The following is a 16,889-nucleotide window of genomic DNA, read 5'->3' as shown; positions in this document are numbered from 1 at the left end:
TAGGTTGGCTTGGTTAAAATAGTCAGGTGATGAACGAGTTAGTCGCCACATCCTTTTCCAGAGACCAGAATGGTGGTTCCCTGTACTTCGTAAGTCGATTTTAAGGCGGCACAAATGATGTCGAGTTGTGTATAAAGCGGCTGATTGGTGAGGTCGGCCGTGAGCGGGCAATTATTCTGGCTCTCGTTTTCTACTTCGATATTGATTCCGTAAGCCTGTTCGAGTCGGGTCAATACGTCGGCCAACGGCGTATCATCGAACTGGAACGAGACGGACTTTTTTGCGTCTTCCGGTGTTTTAATAAGCTGCGGTGCTTCGACCAGACCGGTTACGAAATGCTGCTGTTCTTCGAAGAACGTAGCGGCCTGATTTGGGCTTAATACAACCCCGTTAGTCGTTGGCTGTTTCTGCGTAGCCTCCTCATACACAGCCACCCGACCCGTTACCACCTCGACCCGAACCTGCTTTGCATGTTGTTGATTACGAACGTAAAAGCTGGTTCCAAGCACTTTGGTCACTACGTTACCAGCGTATACGTAGAACGGTCGGGAAGGCATTCGTGCTACGTCGAAAAAGGCATCGCCAGTCAGGTAAACGGTACGTTTGTCGGCGTCAAAATGCTTCGGATAACGAAGCGAACTATGCGCGGCCAGTTTGACAGTGCTTCCATCTTCCAGCCGGACGGCTACCGATTGTGTTGATTCGTTTGTTTTTTCAATCCAGTCGGCCTGACGAAACGTAGTCGGTTGCGATTTACTCAGCAGAGGCAACGTAGCAACAGGGCGTTGCGAAAAATACCACCAGCCAACCAGCAGCAGCGAAGCAGCAATGCCAATCCAGCGGAAGCGAATGGTACGTAGCGGAATGATACGTGCCGAATCGTCCTGCTCACCCGTCTCCATTTTGTCCTGAATCTGATTCCAGAGCCGGGCTTCCAACTCGTCCATATTGAGATCCTGTCCTGACTCGCCGGTTTCGGTTTCGAGCAGGCCATACCAATGCTCAACAAACGCCTTTTCGTCGGGCGTGCATTCTCCACGAAGGTATTTTTGCAGGAGTTCTCTGAATGACTTTCGGCTCATTGCCCTGATGAATGGTTTTCATCACATAAGTCAGAGAAGCGGGGGGTTAACCGCAAATACTTTTATTAATTCGAAGAAAATTACAAACAAAAGGGCTTATTATTTCAAATTATAGTCAAATAATCCTATAGTAGTCTATTCGACTATAAATAAAAAAGTAAAAGAAGGCTAGGCAAAAGATAGCCGCGCAGGTAAGTACGTAACGTTTTGATGGCTTGACTGAGATGGTATTCAACGGTACGTTCGGGGACGTTGAGATGCGACGATATCTGCTTGACGGATTGATACTCCAGTCTGTTCAGTTTAAAAATTTCGCGTGTTTTTTCGGGAAGGTCATTTAGCTGTTTTTCAACAACTGTCATCAATTCGTCCAACTCCATCTGCTCTTCAGTGGCCGACGACGCTTCGGGCATGTGGGCATATGCATATTCGGCATATTTCTCTTGAATCATGGTCGATTTGATATGATTAATGGCCGCATACCGAACCGCCGTAAACAAATACGCGTCGAGCCGTTCTATGCGCAGTTCGCCACGACGCTCCCACAGCTTCAAAAAAATATCCTGTAATAACTCTTCGACCGCGTCCTGCGACTCCACTTTCCGGCGGGCTACAGCATATAACTTTTTCCAGTATCGCAGATAGATTTCCCGGAAAGCGGCTTCATCCCCCGTGCGAAGTTGGATAAGCAATATTTCGTCAGGTAGCGATTTTAGGTTCATAAGTATATGGGCTTCCGGCTACTTATTTTTGAATTATTCCTAGAGCGTGCTTTGCAGTTAAGGATTCTCGCCAGAAATAATTGTCTAGTAAATTCTACAGATTAGTTAAATTTACCAAGTAAAAGTTGGCTATTTTCTATGCAATCGTTGCCGGGAACGTTGCCATCCGTAAAAAATCAAAACATTATTGGTTTTTTTAGGTATTTCCACGCGCATACCAATTCTCGTTCTCCATTTTATACCTAGTAAACCATCATCTATTCAATCGTGCAAAATTTGTACTTTATTAATTTCCGGTTTAGCTGATATTGCAAAATTTCGTACTGCATTTGCCGACGATTTGTCTTATTCAGCATTCTAAACCTACTTTTGCTGTCAGCCCTATTTTGGGCAGTAATCTTTTAATCTGACGTAGTAACTCGTGAATGATCGTCAACCCGAACTTCGAACCGTTAACGTAGTGCGGTACGTAACGCCTTTGCGTGAAGGCGGTTCGCTACCTGCCATTGTCGAAGCCGACGATGATTTTTTGTACGTATTGAAATTTCGGGGAGCGGGACAGGGCACCAAAGTTCTGATCGCTGAACTGATTGCGGGAGAAATAGCCCGTACGCTCGGTCTGCGGATGCCCGAAATCGTGTTTGTTAATCTGGATGAAGCGTTTGGACGTACCGAACCTGATGAGGAAATTCAGGATTTACTACGTGCCAGCGAAGGGCTAAATCTTGGGTTGCACTACCTGTCCGGAGCCATTACGTTCGATCCGATTCTGAACGAAATTCCGGCCCGGCTTGCTTCTCAGATTGTGTGGCTCGATGCGTTTGTGATGAACGTCGACCGCACGGCACGTAACACGAATATGATTATGTGGCATAAGGAGTTGTGGCTCATCGACCACGGCGCATCGCTTTATGTGCATCATACGGGACCAACCTGGCCCGAACAAAGTCGGCGGCCATTTGCACAGATCAAAGACCACGTATTGCTCCCGAAAGCCACCGAACTCGAAACCGTCAATACCGAATTTCGGCAATTACTGACACCCGAACGTATTCAGGGAATTGTATCGCTGGTGCCCGACAACTGGCTTCAGAATAACGGTTCTTCCGAATCGGCAGACGAACAGCGGGCTGTGTATAGCCAGTTTTTAATTGAGCGATTGGCCTCATCCGAAATTTTTGTCAACGAAGCGAAACATGCCAGAGAAGCACTTGTTTGAGTACGCCGTTATCCGGGTCGTGCCCAGCGTCGAACGGCAGGAATTTCTGAATGTTGGCGTTATTATGTATTGCCGTTCGCAGGGATTTTTGCAAACCCGCTGGGTACTGAACGAAGATCGTTTACAGGCTTTTTCGGCCAAACTGGACATTGCCGAATTACAGGCAAGGCTGAGTGCCTTCGAGCGAATCTGCGCAGGAAAAAAGGAAGGCGGCCCCATCGGAAAACTCTCCATAGCCGAACGATTTCGCTGGCTTACCTCAACACGTAGCACCGTTGTACAGCCATCGCCAGTGCATCCCGGTCTTTGTGTCGATGCAACCGCTACGTTGGAAAGTCTGTTTGCTCAACTGGTTCTGTGATCTTGAAGCACTACGTATTGACTGATTTTGACATTAAATTCTAGCTACTGATACGTTAGACCGCCAGCTACCCGTATGCAACTAGTTACCAAATCACTCATTGGTTTTCTTTGCCTTCAAACAACTGTTAGCTTTAGTCAGTCGCGGACAGATGCGTTTCTGGTAAATCTTTTCGCGAAGAATCAGAGTCCTGTTTTTCAGCAAGTTCTGAAAAAAGGCGACACGCATCGACTGCAAATCATTTACACGAAAATTGATCGGAATAAAAACAATACGCCCTCCTTTACGAACTACTATTTTCGGGTCGATAGCACCGAATACTTCAATCCAGCGTCGACGGTTAAACTGCCGTTGGCGTTGTTGTCGCTGGAAAAACTGAATCGGCTCAAAAATCCGAAACTGACAAAGTTTACAACCATTCAGATCGACAGTGCGTATAGCGGTCAGACTAAACACTGGACTGATCCAACCGCAGAAAGTGGTTATCCTTCGCTGGCTCATTTTATTCGAAAAGCGTTTCTCGTAAGCGAAAATGACCCATACAGCCGGATGTATGAATTTGTGGGGCAGGGCGAGATCAATCAGGAATTACACGCCAGAGGTTATCTGGATACGCGCATCACCCACCGGTTTGTACGCATGAACGCCGACGAAAACCGTCATACAAACCCCGTCCGGTTTTTGGATACGAGCGGCCAGTTGATTTACGCGCAACCCGCTGCCTTTAATCAGATTCCGTTCGATTTTCGACGTACCGCCAAGCTGGGCAACAGTTATTACTCACGAGATAGTCTGGTGCATCAGCCGTTCGATTTTACCGAACGTAACAAATTGCCGCTAGAAACGCTGCATCAGTTGCTACGTTCGGTTATGTTCCCGGCTTCAGTGCCGACAAAGCAGCGTTTCGACCTTACTTCGGATGATTATCGGTTTCTGTGTCAGTACCTTTCGCAATATCCGGGCGATACCAATTACCCAAAGTATGACGCCAAACAGTATTACGACAGCTACGTCAAATTCTTCTTCATGGACAGCCTACATCATCAAATACCAGATGGTGTTCGGGTATTCAACAAAGTCGGCTGGGCATACGGTTTTCTGACCGATGCGTCGTACGTAGTAGATTTCAAAAACAAAGTTGAGTTTATGCTTTCTGCTACGTTATACGTAAACAACGACAGGATTCTGAACGACGATAAATACGAATACGATAGTGTAGGGCACCCCTTTCTGTATCAGTTGGGGCAGACCATTTATCAATACGAACGGAAGCGTTCACGCAAGATCAAACCTGATTTAAGTACCTTCAAAATAGACTACGAAAAACGACGTAACGACAGCCGACCGACTGTGAAGGATGTTGATAATTAGCTTGTAGGAGCATTGATTTTACCACCCCTAGCCAGAACGCTGGCTCGGCCCTCCTAAAACAGGAGGGGAATGTGCAGCAGTGACCCTTTTAAAGAACCCCCTCCTGTTTTAGGAGGGGCCGGGCCCACGCTGGGCAGGGGGTGGTAAAACTCTACAACGCTTTTTCAACTGTTTCCAGCGAAACACCCAGTGTTTTTTGAGCGATGGCGTTCAGTTGCGCTTTTTCGCCTGTGATGTGAAAAACGGCGTGTTTGTGTGTCAGTTTTTCGCCTGATTTCAGGAAAGCTGCGGGCGATACGCTTTCAATTTCATAGAACGGTCCCATCTGACTACCATCGGTCAACGGGCCGTCATTATAGGCGTTTACCGCATCGCCTTTCAGCGGATCGGGTACGAGCTTCCATTCCTGATTTAGATACGTAGCGTTTTTATCTACGTCGAACAACGTGAGCGTCAGTACGTTATTTTCGGCATCGTAGCTACCAGCCATGGGTTTGGTACGCTCGGGTGGAATGCCCAGTTTGCCACGACTTTTGCCATCGGCTTTGAAGTATAATACACCATTTTTATACGTAACGCGATCAGCAGGAATTTGCCCGAAATAATCGGTCGTAGCCACTTTACCCGATGCTTTTTCGTCGTACGGAATAACGATGGTAACGCCGGGCGAGGGCACAAACATGTCGAGCATCCAGATACAGGGAGCGCCGGTTTTCGGTGTCCAATCCAGCGCACCGGTATTTGTGATGCTATTATCGGTCTGATAACCAACCAGTCTGACACCTTCTGGCAATAACGTATTGAGCTGGCTAGCCGCTTCTTCACGGTTCAATAACGTAACGCTTCGGTCAATTTTGAGTTTCAACGTAGTGCCAGCATAATTCACCAGCCCCATTTCCTTCTCCATCACCACCGTTTGCGCCGTTTTCGACAGCACCCGCCAAGGTTCTGTATCGAAAGCCGAGGGCGTGTGCCATTGCTCAAACTCCATTTTGGCTCCTGGCTTGAAAAACAGCGAAAACTGGGCACCTTCTGGACCTAGCCACAACCGATTTTCGCCACCGTAAGCGTTCATATGTGCGTCGGGTTTACCCTCGAAGGCTTTGTAATGTACCCAACCGAAGCTGCGTCCTTCTGAACCATCGGCCGTCGACGTAAAGACTTTACCCTGATATTTGGCCGAAACAATCACCTGCGACGTACTGTCGTCGCTCGACAACACCGCTACGTCGCTGTCATGTTTTTTTAGAAAATCAAGGTCATAGCCGAATGTTCCTTTAGCTGTTGTTGCCATGCTGTTTTTATCAGTTTTATTACCACCTGAGCAAGCGTCCAACAGCATACAAATGGAGAGTAACCAGATTGTTGTTTTCATGCCAGACGTGTTGATGTATCAGTGGTTTAGTGTAGTTAAAATTTTAAGGGAGGCTAGCCTCCCTTATACTTACTTGTTTAACAATTTCTTCTTCTGGGCTTCGTATTCTTCTTTGGTTAGTGCACCGGCATCCATTAGCTGTTTCAGTTTTAGTAATTCATCGGCCACGCTGCCGGTAGTTGCCTGAACCGTTGTTGCCGCTGTTCGCAGACGAGGAGGAGGCAACATTTCGCCAGCCTCAACAGCGTTGTCTATTTCCGCATAATAGCGAACCAACAACCCCACGCCTATCTCCGCACACATTTTAAACCCTTGCCGCTTGGTGCCATTCTGGATTAAATCTTTAACAATACCGCGTTTACCCGCATAATCAGATGGCATGTAGCGATACACCAGTCGACCGTTTACGTACGTGCTTGGCGTTTCATAAATAAACCCAAACTGCTTTGTTGGCATTGAGGCTTTCCCGAAATAGAGCGTATCCCCGATTTTGATCGTCCAGCCCGGAACCGACGTTTTATAGCCATTTTTAAATCTGTCGGAATCGAGTCGTGCTTCCCGCGCTTCATCGGCGGTTATCGGGCCGCTCTGAGCGATGCTTTTTTCAGCAACAAACACCAAAAGAACGGCTGCTATTACTGAGGTAAATTGTCTTGTCATTTGATTGAAATTGTTTAAAAAAGGAATTTTTATGGGCTATACATGGATGCGTAGAAACATGTACATCTGTGTACCCTAAAGATAAATAAGACCTGATTATAACTTTATAAAAATGCGTCTATCAACAAAAGAATAGCAATACTATCATTCTCCACCCTACATTATTAAACTATTAAGAATGCGTTTCTGGGTGCCCCGCCCGAGCCTCACTAACTACTTTTGCGCAGGAAAACGGACCACCAGTTCCCTCACGTGTACACAGAACCATTCAGCAAAACGCAGGAAGCCGACCTACTAAAATGCCTACAGCAAGGCAGGGCTGATGCGTTTGAGAAACTGTACAGTGGCTACAAACGCCCCGTTCTTTTCTTCATCCAGAAATTCCTCAAATCCGACGACGAAGCCGAAGAAATCCTGCACGACGTCTTTCTAAAAGTCTGGCAAAATCGCGAACAACTTGACCCAGGCATTGGTGTTGGCGGTTATCTGCACACGCTGGCCCGAAATCTGGTTCTCAACCAAATCAAGCAGAAAGCAACGGCGAACAAACTCAATCAGGAGTGGGGACGGCGTACCAATGTGCACAGTAACACGGTTGAGGATCAATACATAACTACCGAATACGAACAACTAGCCCATAATGCCATTGGGCAGCTCCCGCCCCGCCGTCAGGAAGTTTATCAGCTCTGTTCGGGTGAAGGTAAGAGTTACGACGAAGTGGGCAAGCAACTTGGCATTTCTCGCGATGCGGTTAAAGATCACATGGTTCATGCGCGTCGGTTTTTAACCCATTTTCTTCGTCGCTACGCTGATTTGACGCTCATTGGCATTCCGGTTGGTGCTACGTTGCTAAAATTTTTTCTGACCGAACTACCCTAATTTTTTCGGCAACTGTAATGTAGGCAAACAGTCCTACAATTGGCCGATTCACACGACAAAGAATTACTCCGGCGCTACGTTGCCGATCAATGCTCAGCCACCGAACGGGAGCAGGCCGAAACCTTGCTGGCCACGCCCGACGGTTTGGCACTGATGCAGGAATTGATCGACGACACTACGATGCCCGAAGCGGCTGATTTACCGGCTGAAACCGAATCAGAAAAAGCCTTACAAAATCGAGTTTGGGACCGTCTGCAACGAACCGTCGATTCTGAACAAAGTCAATCGCCCAAAGTCATTCCGTTACGTCGTTACTGGAGTTATGCGGCCGCTGCTACGTTGGCGGGTCTGGGTCTATTCTGGTTCTGGCAAACGTCCCGCAAGCCATCCGAACACGTAGCGTTCCGGCAAATCGTGGCTCCTGCTGGTCAGAAAGTGCAGGTGAAACTGCCCGACGGAACGCAGGTTTGGCTGAATGCGCAGAGTCGGCTACGGTACGCCACTACGTTCGGCAACACTGATCAACGTATCGTAGAGCTGGAAGGCGAAGCGTATTTCGACGTAGCGCACGACAAGCAGCATCCGTTCATTGTACGTAGCGGCACCATTTCTACCCGTGTTTTAGGGACCCAATTCAACGTCCGCGCTTATGCCGACGATCCCGATATAGAAGTTGCGGTTCTGTCCGGCAAGGTTCGGGTATCGGACGCCCAGCGCGATTCGGTCAATTTAGTACCCAATCAAAAAAGTCATTTCGACCGCCAAACACATACACTTCATCAACAAACAATTGCCAATGTCAATGATTATCGGGCCTGGACAACCGACCAGCTTATTCTCGAAAACCTTACGATTGCCGAAACCGTCCGCTTACTGAATCGCCGGTTTGCCGTTCAGATTCAGGTTCCTCAGGAAAAACTGAGACACTGCCAGATTACAACCCGTTTTGAAAAGCCGTCACTGCCAGACGTACTAACCGTACTCTGTTCGTACCTCAACGCTACGTATCAGCAGCGAGGGTCAACCATCATTATTACCGGAAAAGGTTGCTAGTTCTTTCACTTCACTCACCCACAGTTCTTTTATGAACAAACTGTATCTTTCGCCCCGTCAGGTTGGGCAACGTCTGCTTCTGGCAGGCTTTCTGATGGCTCAGTGGCCCAATGCGGCTCAGGCTGGACCAACCAAACCCGACCAGGTTGTTACGGTTCAACTTACCAACGTAACGCTACGTCAGGCTCTTCAACAGATTGAAACACAAACCAGCAAACAGTTTGTGTATGGCCCATCGCTGCCGCTGAACCAGATCGTTACGGTCAGTGCCAGTAAACAGAAATTGAGTACCGTTCTAACCGATCTGCTACGTCCCTACGGCATCAGTTACGAACTGGTAAACAATCACATCGTTCTCCGCAAAGCGCCCGTATCGCAAACCAGCGCATCGGTTCAAAACCAGATTACAGTTACGGGTACCGTTGCCGACCAGCAAACGGGCGAGGTTCTACCCGGAGCCAGTATTGTTGTGAAAGGCCAGAACGTAGGCAGCGTAACCAATGCCGAAGGCAAGTTCTCGATCAGCGTTCCCGACGAAAACGCTACGTTAGTTGTTTCGTATATCGGTTACGAATCGGTTGAAGTAAAAGTTGGTGGTCGTTCACAGTTGGCGATTACACTGACCCAGTCGGCCAAACAACTCAACGAAATGGTTGTAGTTGGGTATGGTTCTCAGCAAAAACGCGACGTATTGGGCGCGGTGGCGACAGTGCCCACCAAAGAAATCGGAAGCCGTAACTACAACACAGCCGCCGAAGTCTTGCAGGGTACGTTGCCGGGTGTTACCGTCGTAAATGAAGGCGGTGATCCAACGGCTAACCCAACCATCAAAATTCGCGGTATTGGCTCACTCAACGACGAAAGTCCACTGCTGGTTGTCGATGGCGTTATTTATCCGGGAACGCTGAGTTCGATCAATCCGAACGACATCCAGTCGATTAGCGTACTGAAAGATGCGTCGGCGGCTATTTACGGTGCCCGCGCTTCGGCGGGGGTAATTCTGGTTACGACGAAGAAAGGTTCGAGCGGCCAGATGCGGGTGAATGTCAACTATCAGCAGGGCGTTCAGCAAGTGGCGAAAACGCTCAAAGCACTCGATGCGGCCAGCTTTGCCGATGCCATGAACACGGCTACGGACAACGCCAATTTACCGCGTATTGCCGCTTTTGATCCGGCCAGAAACCCCATCGCCCGGACGACGAAAACCAACTGGATGGACGAGATTTTCCAGACCGGAAACATCTATAACATCGATGCGTCGGTGAGTGGCGGTAACGAAAAATCGACGTTCTTCCTCTCGGGTGGTTACCGTAAGAATGGCGGGATTATGCTCAATACGTATTCAGATCGGTACACGCTACGTTTGAACTCGTCGCACCAGCTCACCAAACGGATAAAAATCGGCGAAAACCTGTCGTACAACGTCAATAATGGCCAAACTGGTAATACGTCCAGCGCATATACCGGAGCGATTCTGACGGCTATTTTCTACCCACCGAACGCAACGATTTATCGGGAAGACGGCTCAGGTCGATTCGGCGGTGTTCCGGCGGATTTCGCTGGTTCATACGGCGATTTGATCAACCCGGTTGCGTATCTGAAACGGCTCGACAACCGGAATCCGGTCAGTAACCTGTTCGTGAATCCGTATCTGGAATGGCAAATTATTGATGGGCTGACCTTCCGCAGTAACTGGGGTATTACGCAGATCAAGAACAATAAAAAACAGTTCAACGTCCGCATCACCGAACCGGGTAAAATATTCGATTTCAACGAGTTATACCAAAGCAGCTACGAATCGAACGATTTGCTGAACGAACAGACGCTTAATTACAAACGCTCATTCGGCAGCAAGCACAATTTCGACGCGTTGTTGGGCTATACGTTCCAGAAGACCAAAATCGAATCATTTGGGGTTCGTGGCACGGGCTTCGATAACGAAGATGCATCGCAACGGTATCTGACAAACGCCAAACAGATTTTTTACGACGCTGGCAACACGTCGATCATTGAGCGTGGTCTGGAATCGTTTGTCGGACGGGTCAACTACAGCTACAATGATAAATACCTACTGTCGGCCATCATCCGGCGCGATGGTACGTCGAAGCTGTTGAGCGCCAACCGTTGGGAGTGGTATCCGTCGATTTCGGCGGGTTGGCAGATTGGCGACGAAGCTTTCCTGAAAAACGTAAACTGGCTCACCAACCTGAAACTGCGTGCTAGCTGGGGACGTATCGGAAACCTGGCCGGTCTGGGCGACTATGCCTATAGTATCCCGCTGGCGCAAACGCTCTCGCTGATCGGCTCTGACCCAGCTATCAATTTTGGCTATGCCGAACGGTCGCTGTCGAACTCGAACCTACGTTGGGAAACATCAACCCAGATGAACGTCGGCCTTGATTTCGGTCTGCTACGTAATCAACTGATCGGTACCATCGACGTTTTCTCGAAACAGAACCGCAACATGTTGTTTCAGGAGCAGTTGCCGGGCGTAGCCGGTGCACCGGGTGGACGTACCATCAACGCCGGATCGACCGAAAACCGGGGTATTGAATTGGGTCTAACGTATCAGCGCAACTTTGGCGGGGTGAAATTCGACGTAACAGCGAACGTATCGTTCCTGAAAAACGAAGTAACGGCCCTTCCTCCCGGACAGACGCTCCAGCCAACGGGCCCAACGGTACGTAGCCTGCCGAACTCCAACTTCCACATGGTCGGCCAGCCGTTCGGCGCTTACTTCGGTTATCAGACAAACGGCATTTTCCAGACCGACGAACAAGCTGCTGGTTACGTCAATTCGACGGGTACGCGTTATCAGGCGAGTGCCAAAGCGGGTGATTTCCGGTTCGTGGATAGCAATGGCGATGGCGTCATAAACGACAACGACCGGGTTGTATTAGGTAGCATTCTGCCCACGAAAACGTTCAGCCTGAACAGCAATGCGGCTTACAACGGCTTCGACCTGAACGTATTTTTTCAGGGATCAGCCGGAAACAAAGTCTTCAATTCGGTGAAGAATCTGGCGCTGAATCCAGGCGCATATCCAGGTTACAACATGCTCGAAGAAGTGAAAAACGCCTGGAGTCCAACCAATCCTGGCGGTACGATTCCTCGTCTGCGGGCCGGTTCTGACCCGAACAACAACTTCGGCCGTATCTCGGATTTCTACCTCGAAGACGGCAGTTACCTGCGCCTGAAAAGCCTGACCATCGGTTACACGCTTCCCCGCACCTTCACCAAAGTTGTAGGCGCCCGGATTTACCTGACTGGCCAGAATTTATTTACCGTCACCAAATATTCGGGTATGGACCCTGAAGTGGGCATCAGCAGCTTCGGTCTCGACGTAGCGAAATATCCGCTATCCCGCGTGTATATGATTGGTGCAAACATTTCCTTCTAAGACGAGCGATCATGAAAAAAATAAATAAACTTTTTCTACTGGTAGTCGGTGGCTTAACGTTTGGCTGCAACAGCCAGTTGGATCTTGTACCGCAGGGTGCGCCCACAACGGGTAATTTCTGGAAAACAGAAAGCGATGCCATTTCGGGCGCAAACAGCATTTACGAACTCTACAGCGATGACGATATGTATGGCCGGGGCTTCTTCTGGCTCAACAACGCCAGCGACGATATCGGCACCAAACCGCGCGCCAATGCCGAGAACATCAAGAATTTCAAGGTAGATGGAAATGAGTCGGATACGCGGCCAATTTGGGGCAAACATTATCAGGTGATGAAGCGCGCCAACGACGTACTACGTAACGTTCCGAGCATCACGATGACCGAATCGCTCAAAAACCGGATACTGGGCGAAGCCTATTTTAACCACGCTGTGATGCACCTGGAAATGGCGTATCGCTACGGTGATGATCGGGCGGGTATTCCGATTCAGGATCGCGCCAACCCCGAAAACATCTATGTTTCCCGGGCGAAGAACGTTGCTGAAAACTATGCCTACATTGCCGAAGATCTGAAAAAAGCGGCTGATCTGCTTCCTCATTTCTCGGAATATACGGCTGAAAATTACGGTCGTGCACACAAAACGGCGGCATGGGCGTATCTGGTACGTACTTACCTGTACGCAAAAGATTGGGCCAATGCCGAACGATACGCCGACATGATAATCAGCAGCGGCAAACATAGCTTATTGGCCAACTACGAGGACGTATTTAAAACAGCAAATAACTGGTCTTCTGAGTATATCTGGTCGGTTACGTCGAGCGCGAAAGATACACGGGTTGGCTGCATTTTTCCGGGCGTATGTCTGGAAGATAAAGGCTGGGGATTGTACAACGGTTGGGGCAACTTCTATCCCACTAAAGAACTGTACGACGCTTTCCAGACAGGCGATAAACGTCGCGAGGTTACGATCCTGAAAACCGGCGACAAGTTCATGTTTTTCGGACAGGAACGTACGTTCAATGTCGGCACGTTTACGGTTAGCTCCAGCAACCGCACCGGCTATCAGTTCCGCAAATACATGGAGCCGTATAGCTATGCCAACCCGATTGGTTCGACGGTTAACCCGAACGGCGACAAACCATCGACTTCGCTCAACGTACCGCTGCTACGTTATGCCGACGTAGTATTGATGAAAGCTGAAGCCAAGCTGATGCAGAATAAAAACGCCGACGTAGAAATCAACCAGATTCGCGCTCGTGCCGGACTGGCCGCCATTAGTGGTGCTACGTTGACCGATTTGAAACGCGAACGTCGTTGCGAATTTGGTGGCGAATGGACCGACCGCCATTTCGATCTGGTTCGCTGGGGCGATGCGCAGCGTGTGTATGCGCAACCACTGCACCACGCCGATGGCCGGGTAATTTACGAAGCCCGGAATTTCAATCCACAGGTAATGCACGTATGGCCAATTCCGCCTACCGAGATACAAAACAGCAAAGGTTCATTAACGCAAAATCAGGGTTGGTAAGCCAGCCGGATTAAGTCAAAAACGCCCTATCGAACCTTGTTTGGTAGGGCGTTTAAGCAACTACAACAATGAAAAAGATATCGCTACTGGTTCTTTCCGGCTGGTTTATGGCGAGTTTCGCTAGTGCACAGTCTAGTACTACGTATTCAACGGCTCAGGCGCATTCGCATAACGATTACGAACAAACAATTCCATTCTGGCAAGCTTACGACCAACAATTCGGGTCTATTGAGGCCGATATTTATGCTCGAGATGGAAAACTATACGTAGCACACGATTCAGTCAGCATCACGTCGGAGCGTACTTTAGAAGCGCTGTACATTAAGCCGATGGTCGATAAAGTCCGGGCGAACAAAGGGAAAATTTACGCCGGCGCCAAACACGAGTTGCAATGGTTAATCGACCTGAAATCACCCGCGCGACTGGCGTTGCCGTTGCTGGTGCAGGCGTTGAATGCTTATCCCGATGTTTTTGGCGAGAAAGCTCCGGTGAACGTAGTGATCAGTGGCAACGTACCATCGCCCGACCAGTTTGCTACGTATCCGATCTGGATTCAGTTCGACGGTCGGCCCGACGTTACGTATACGCCCGATCAATTGGCGCACGTTGGTTTAATTAGCCAGGATTTTGCCCGGTATACCCGCTGGAATGGTAAGGGGTTGATCGTCAAAAAAGAGCGGTCGAAGATTCAGGACGTTATCCGGCAGGTGCATCAGCAGGGCAAAAAAATCCGGTTCTGGGCTACCCCCGACAACATCAATACCTGGAAAACGCTCATGAACCTAGGGGCCGATTTTATTAATACCGATCAGATTGCACCACTTGGCGAATTTTTAAGCAAGCGCAAAACCGCCGAATACCTGAACCCAACACCGCACGCACTCTACCAGCCAACTTATCGGAACAACGACACCCGAAGTCGCGTCAAAAACGTGATTCTACTCATCGGCGACGGTATGGGACTGGCGCAGATTTACGCCGGACTGACCGCCAATCGGGGCGATTTAAATCTGGCGAAATTCTTGAACATTGGTTTCTCTAAAACCAGTGCCGCCGATACGTATATTACCGATTCGGCCGCTGGCGCTACGGCGATGGCAACGGGTCATAAAACCAACAACCGTGCTATCGGTGTCGATTCGGCGGGGAAAGACGTAACGGCGATTCCAACGCTGATAAAACCGTGGAATATGGTTAGCGGCCTTATCTCGGCTGGTGGTGTAACCGATGCTACGCCAGCCGCTTTCTACGCCCATCAGCCCGACCGGATGTTCGAGCGGGAAATCGCATCCGATTTTCTCCGTAGTCCAACGCAAATCCTGATTGGTGGGGGGCAGCGGTATTTTCAGGAAGAAAAAGTGATCGATACGCTACGTCAGCGCGATTATCAGATTGGCACTACGTTCGGCGAACTGGGCAAACTGAAAGCGCCTTTCGTGATGCTCGACGATCAGTCGATTGTGGCGATGAGCAAAGGGCGGAAAGACTTTTTGCAGAAAAGCCTTCAGAAAACAATACAGGAGCTTCAACCCAATAAAGCTGGTTTCTTTGTCATGGCCGAAGGTGCTCAGATCGATTACGGCGGGCACGCCAATGACGTTCGGTACGTAGTACGGGAAATGCTCGATTTTGATCAGGCCATCGGCGATGCGATACGTTTTGCCGATTCAAATGGCGAAACCCTTGTCATTGTCACCGCCGATCATGAAACTGGCGGGTTAAGTCTGCTGGATGGCGATCTGAAACGCGGCTACGTTGACGGTAATTTCAGCACCAACGACCATTCAGGTATTATGGTACCGGTATTTGCTTACGGGCCGCATTCGCTGGACTTTCGGGGCGTTTATGAGAATACCGAGATTCATCACAAGATCATGGCAATCCTGAAGAAGTATCACCGATAAACGTATCAGGCAATCGTGTACACAGGGGTTTCGGCGAAACGTGAGGCTACAATCAGCTCTGTCTTATCCAGATGTGGCGTAAACAGATCCCGACTCAAGTCCGGGCAGTTGTTATCTTTCGACAGGTGCGATAAGAGAACGTGACTCATAAACGAAGGCTTATGCGCCTGAAAAAGTGAAAGCGCCTGCTGGTTCGACAGGTGTCCTTTGCCACCCCGAATCCGTTGTTTGAGAAAGTACGGATAACGGCCACGCTCTAGCATGTCTTCGTCGTAGTTCGCTTCCAGAAAAGCGGCATGGCACTGGCTGAAATGACGTATTACGTGTTCGCAAACGGCACCGATATCAGTAAATACACCTACGTTGATACCTTCGCAACTAATCAGAAAGCTATGCGGATCGGCCGCGTCATGGTGTTTGGGGAAAGCTGTAACCTCAAGATTTCCAATCTGCACCGGTTCGTAGGCACGTAACGCACGTAGCGGAAAATCGCGTTCGGGTAATCGTGAACCACGTAGCGTTTGCGGAGTAATGAACACCGGAAGCTGATACGCTCGGGCCAGTTGCGAAATACCGCTGATGTGATCGGAGTGTTCGTGCGACACAAAAATGGCTTTCACGGTTCGCATCGATAAGCCTAGCCGCTGCATGCGCTGTTCGGTTTGCCGACGCGAGATACCGGCATCAATCAATACGGCTTCCTCTTGATTGCCAACGTAGTAGCAGTTACCGTTGCTACCTGAATTTAAGGACGTAATAAATAAAGACATTGTCCGACAAATTAACGATTTTTCAGACAATGTCTGGCCAAAAACGCAGGATTTATGCTTATACAGGATAGGAACGTACTAAATAAAATCGGGCAGCTTCTTTGTGTGTTGATAAGACAACCGATACCGATTAGCGAGCTGAGGTATAAATCTGAAATCGGTCAATTGGGCCGGGATTTAACTCCAGCAGTTCGGCATGCCCTTCTCCATCAGTCAGCGTGGCTCGGTGCTGTTTGTTAATTTCGATGGAGGCTCCACGCAGGGGTTGTTCGGTTTGGCTGTTATAGACAAAAAATTGAAAGGCCACCTTCTGAGCACTCGCTTCCCGCACCAGCAACAGCAAGGCAATCAGTGACATATATGCGTTGGTTCTCATGGAAACGTAATGGTTCGTTGTGTTTTGAGGTAGCCGCCAAAAATGCCGTAACCGTTCTGAATGTTTGTGAAGGTTGGAGTGATACCAGTATAGCCACCAAAAAAATCAGCGGGTTTACTTTCTGCCGATTTACGCATTTGCGCCGATAGGGCATAGAATGTAAACAGAGCAGGTTCGGCAGTCATGAC

The 16,889-nt window shown here is 49.1% G+C and carries 15 protein-coding genes; 8 read left to right on the top strand and 7 right to left on the bottom strand.

All coding sequences use genetic code 11. The features are described from left to right. Window positions 1–38: 38 nt before the first annotated feature. Together ACYVD4_RS01480 and ACYVD4_RS01475 are read right to left on the bottom strand one after the other, a co-directional pair. The gene (locus ACYVD4_RS01480; RefSeq protein ID WP_460941841.1) at window positions 39–1,082 is read right to left on the bottom strand and encodes a FecR family protein; all 1,044 of its coding nucleotides are present in this window, start codon (window positions 1,080–1,082) and stop codon (window positions 39–41) included. Between the two features lie 143 nt (window positions 1,083–1,225). Continuing rightward, a complete protein-coding gene (locus tag ACYVD4_RS01475; RefSeq protein WP_460941840.1) occupies window positions 1,226–1,804 on the bottom strand; it encodes an RNA polymerase sigma-70 factor in 579 nt (192 codons plus the stop codon). A gap of 421 nt (window positions 1,805–2,225) precedes the next feature. Here ACYVD4_RS01475 and ACYVD4_RS01470 point away from each other — a divergent pair, with 421 nt between their 5' ends. The 3 genes from ACYVD4_RS01470 to ACYVD4_RS01460 all read left to right on the top strand — a co-directional run bounded on the left by ACYVD4_RS01470 (window position 2,226) and on the right by ACYVD4_RS01460 (window position 4,755). Then, entirely contained in the window at window positions 2,226–3,023 is a 798-nt protein-coding gene (locus ACYVD4_RS01470) for a HipA family kinase (RefSeq protein ID WP_460941839.1), read from the top strand. Further along, the gene (locus tag ACYVD4_RS01465; RefSeq protein ID WP_460941838.1) at window positions 3,001–3,384 is read left to right on the top strand and encodes a DUF3037 domain-containing protein; all 384 of its coding nucleotides are present in this window, start codon (window positions 3,001–3,003) and stop codon (window positions 3,382–3,384) included. The genes ACYVD4_RS01470 and ACYVD4_RS01465 overlap by 23 nt, the downstream gene beginning before the upstream one ends. A gap of 75 nt (window positions 3,385–3,459) precedes the next feature. Beyond that, complete coding sequence (locus ACYVD4_RS01460; protein ID WP_460941837.1) at window positions 3,460–4,755, top strand: serine hydrolase; 1,296 nt, start codon at window positions 3,460–3,462, stop codon at window positions 4,753–4,755. Between the two features lie 151 nt (window positions 4,756–4,906). On the opposite strand, the gene ACYVD4_RS01455 is transcribed toward ACYVD4_RS01460, so the two are convergent. Together ACYVD4_RS01455 and ACYVD4_RS01450 are read right to left on the bottom strand one after the other, a co-directional pair. After that, entirely contained in the window at window positions 4,907–6,130 is a 1,224-nt protein-coding gene (locus tag ACYVD4_RS01455) for a DUF6786 family protein (RefSeq protein ID WP_460941836.1), read from the bottom strand. A 69-nt stretch (window positions 6,131–6,199) separates the two neighbouring features. Continuing rightward, window positions 6,200–6,790, bottom strand: coding sequence for an SHOCT domain-containing protein (locus ACYVD4_RS01450; protein WP_460941835.1), 591 nt, complete (start codon window positions 6,788–6,790; stop codon window positions 6,200–6,202). Between the two features lie 252 nt (window positions 6,791–7,042). Between ACYVD4_RS01450 and ACYVD4_RS01445 the strand changes: the two genes are divergently transcribed. The 5 genes from ACYVD4_RS01445 (at window position 7,043) to ACYVD4_RS01425 (ending at window position 15,555) form a co-directional block, all read left to right on the top strand. After that, on the top strand, window positions 7,043–7,669 hold the full coding sequence (locus ACYVD4_RS01445; RefSeq protein WP_460941834.1) for an RNA polymerase sigma factor: 627 nt from the start codon (window positions 7,043–7,045) through the stop codon (window positions 7,667–7,669). Window positions 7,670–7,708: 39 nt separating this feature from the next. Further along, on the top strand, window positions 7,709–8,722 hold the full coding sequence (locus ACYVD4_RS01440) for a FecR family protein (RefSeq protein WP_460941833.1): 1,014 nt from the start codon (window positions 7,709–7,711) through the stop codon (window positions 8,720–8,722). Between the two features lie 31 nt (window positions 8,723–8,753). Then, window positions 8,754–12,122, top strand: a complete 3,369-nt coding sequence (locus ACYVD4_RS01435) for a TonB-dependent receptor (RefSeq protein ID WP_460941832.1) — start codon at window positions 8,754–8,756, stop codon at window positions 12,120–12,122. Window positions 12,123–12,133: 11 nt separating this feature from the next. Beyond that, window positions 12,134–13,651, top strand: coding sequence for a RagB/SusD family nutrient uptake outer membrane protein (locus ACYVD4_RS01430; protein ID WP_460941831.1), 1,518 nt, complete (start codon window positions 12,134–12,136; stop codon window positions 13,649–13,651). A gap of 68 nt (window positions 13,652–13,719) precedes the next feature. Next, window positions 13,720–15,555, top strand: coding sequence for an alkaline phosphatase (locus ACYVD4_RS01425; RefSeq protein ID WP_460941830.1), 1,836 nt, complete (start codon window positions 13,720–13,722; stop codon window positions 15,553–15,555). 5 nt (window positions 15,556–15,560) lie between these two features. Here ACYVD4_RS01425 and ACYVD4_RS01420 read toward each other — a convergent pair whose 3' ends face one another. From ACYVD4_RS01420 to ACYVD4_RS01410, 3 genes are all read right to left on the bottom strand, one after another. Beyond that, window positions 15,561–16,325, bottom strand: a complete 765-nt coding sequence (locus ACYVD4_RS01420) for an MBL fold metallo-hydrolase (protein WP_460941829.1) — start codon at window positions 16,323–16,325, stop codon at window positions 15,561–15,563. A 130-nt stretch (window positions 16,326–16,455) separates the two neighbouring features. Further along, window positions 16,456–16,701, bottom strand: a complete 246-nt coding sequence (locus ACYVD4_RS01415) for a peptidase associated/transthyretin-like domain-containing protein (RefSeq protein ID WP_460941828.1) — start codon at window positions 16,699–16,701, stop codon at window positions 16,456–16,458. Beyond that, window positions 16,698–16,886 (bottom strand): hypothetical protein, encoded by a 189-nt coding sequence (locus tag ACYVD4_RS01410; RefSeq protein WP_460941827.1) that lies wholly within the window; start codon window positions 16,884–16,886, stop codon window positions 16,698–16,700. The genes ACYVD4_RS01415 and ACYVD4_RS01410 overlap by 4 nt, the downstream gene beginning before the upstream one ends. Window positions 16,887–16,889 lie beyond the last annotated feature (3 nt).

The organism is Spirosoma daeguense (assembly GCF_054776875.1).
This window is presented reverse-complemented; position numbering and strand designations above follow the sequence as displayed.

Bases quoted from the DNA above. Each gene is read 5' to 3' on its own strand.
- ACYVD4_RS01480 (WP_460941841.1), bottom strand. From the start codon at position 1,082: ATGAGCCGAAAGTCATTCAGAGAACTCCTGCAAAAATACCTTCGTGGA.
- ACYVD4_RS01475 (WP_460941840.1), bottom strand. From the start codon at position 1,804: ATGAACCTAAAATCGCTACCTGACGAAATATTGCTTATCCAACTTCGC.
- ACYVD4_RS01465 (WP_460941838.1), top strand. From the start codon at position 3,001: ATGCCAGAGAAGCACTTGTTTGAGTACGCCGTTATCCGGGTCGTGCCC.
- ACYVD4_RS01460 (WP_460941837.1), top strand. From the start codon at position 3,460: ATGCAACTAGTTACCAAATCACTCATTGGTTTTCTTTGCCTTCAAACA.
- ACYVD4_RS01455 (WP_460941836.1), bottom strand. From the start codon at position 6,130: ATGAAAACAACAATCTGGTTACTCTCCATTTGTATGCTGTTGGACGCT.
- ACYVD4_RS01450 (WP_460941835.1), bottom strand. From the start codon at position 6,790: ATGACAAGACAATTTACCTCAGTAATAGCAGCCGTTCTTTTGGTGTTT.
- ACYVD4_RS01435 (WP_460941832.1), top strand. From the start codon at position 8,754: ATGAACAAACTGTATCTTTCGCCCCGTCAGGTTGGGCAACGTCTGCTT.
- ACYVD4_RS01430 (WP_460941831.1), top strand. From the start codon at position 12,134: ATGAAAAAAATAAATAAACTTTTTCTACTGGTAGTCGGTGGCTTAACG.
- ACYVD4_RS01425 (WP_460941830.1), top strand. From the start codon at position 13,720: ATGAAAAAGATATCGCTACTGGTTCTTTCCGGCTGGTTTATGGCGAGT.
- ACYVD4_RS01420 (WP_460941829.1), bottom strand. From the start codon at position 16,325: ATGTCTTTATTTATTACGTCCTTAAATTCAGGTAGCAACGGTAACTGC.
- ACYVD4_RS01415 (WP_460941828.1), bottom strand. From the start codon at position 16,701: ATGAGAACCAACGCATATATGTCACTGATTGCCTTGCTGTTGCTGGTG.
- ACYVD4_RS01410 (WP_460941827.1), bottom strand. From the start codon at position 16,886: ATGACTGCCGAACCTGCTCTGTTTACATTCTATGCCCTATCGGCGCAA.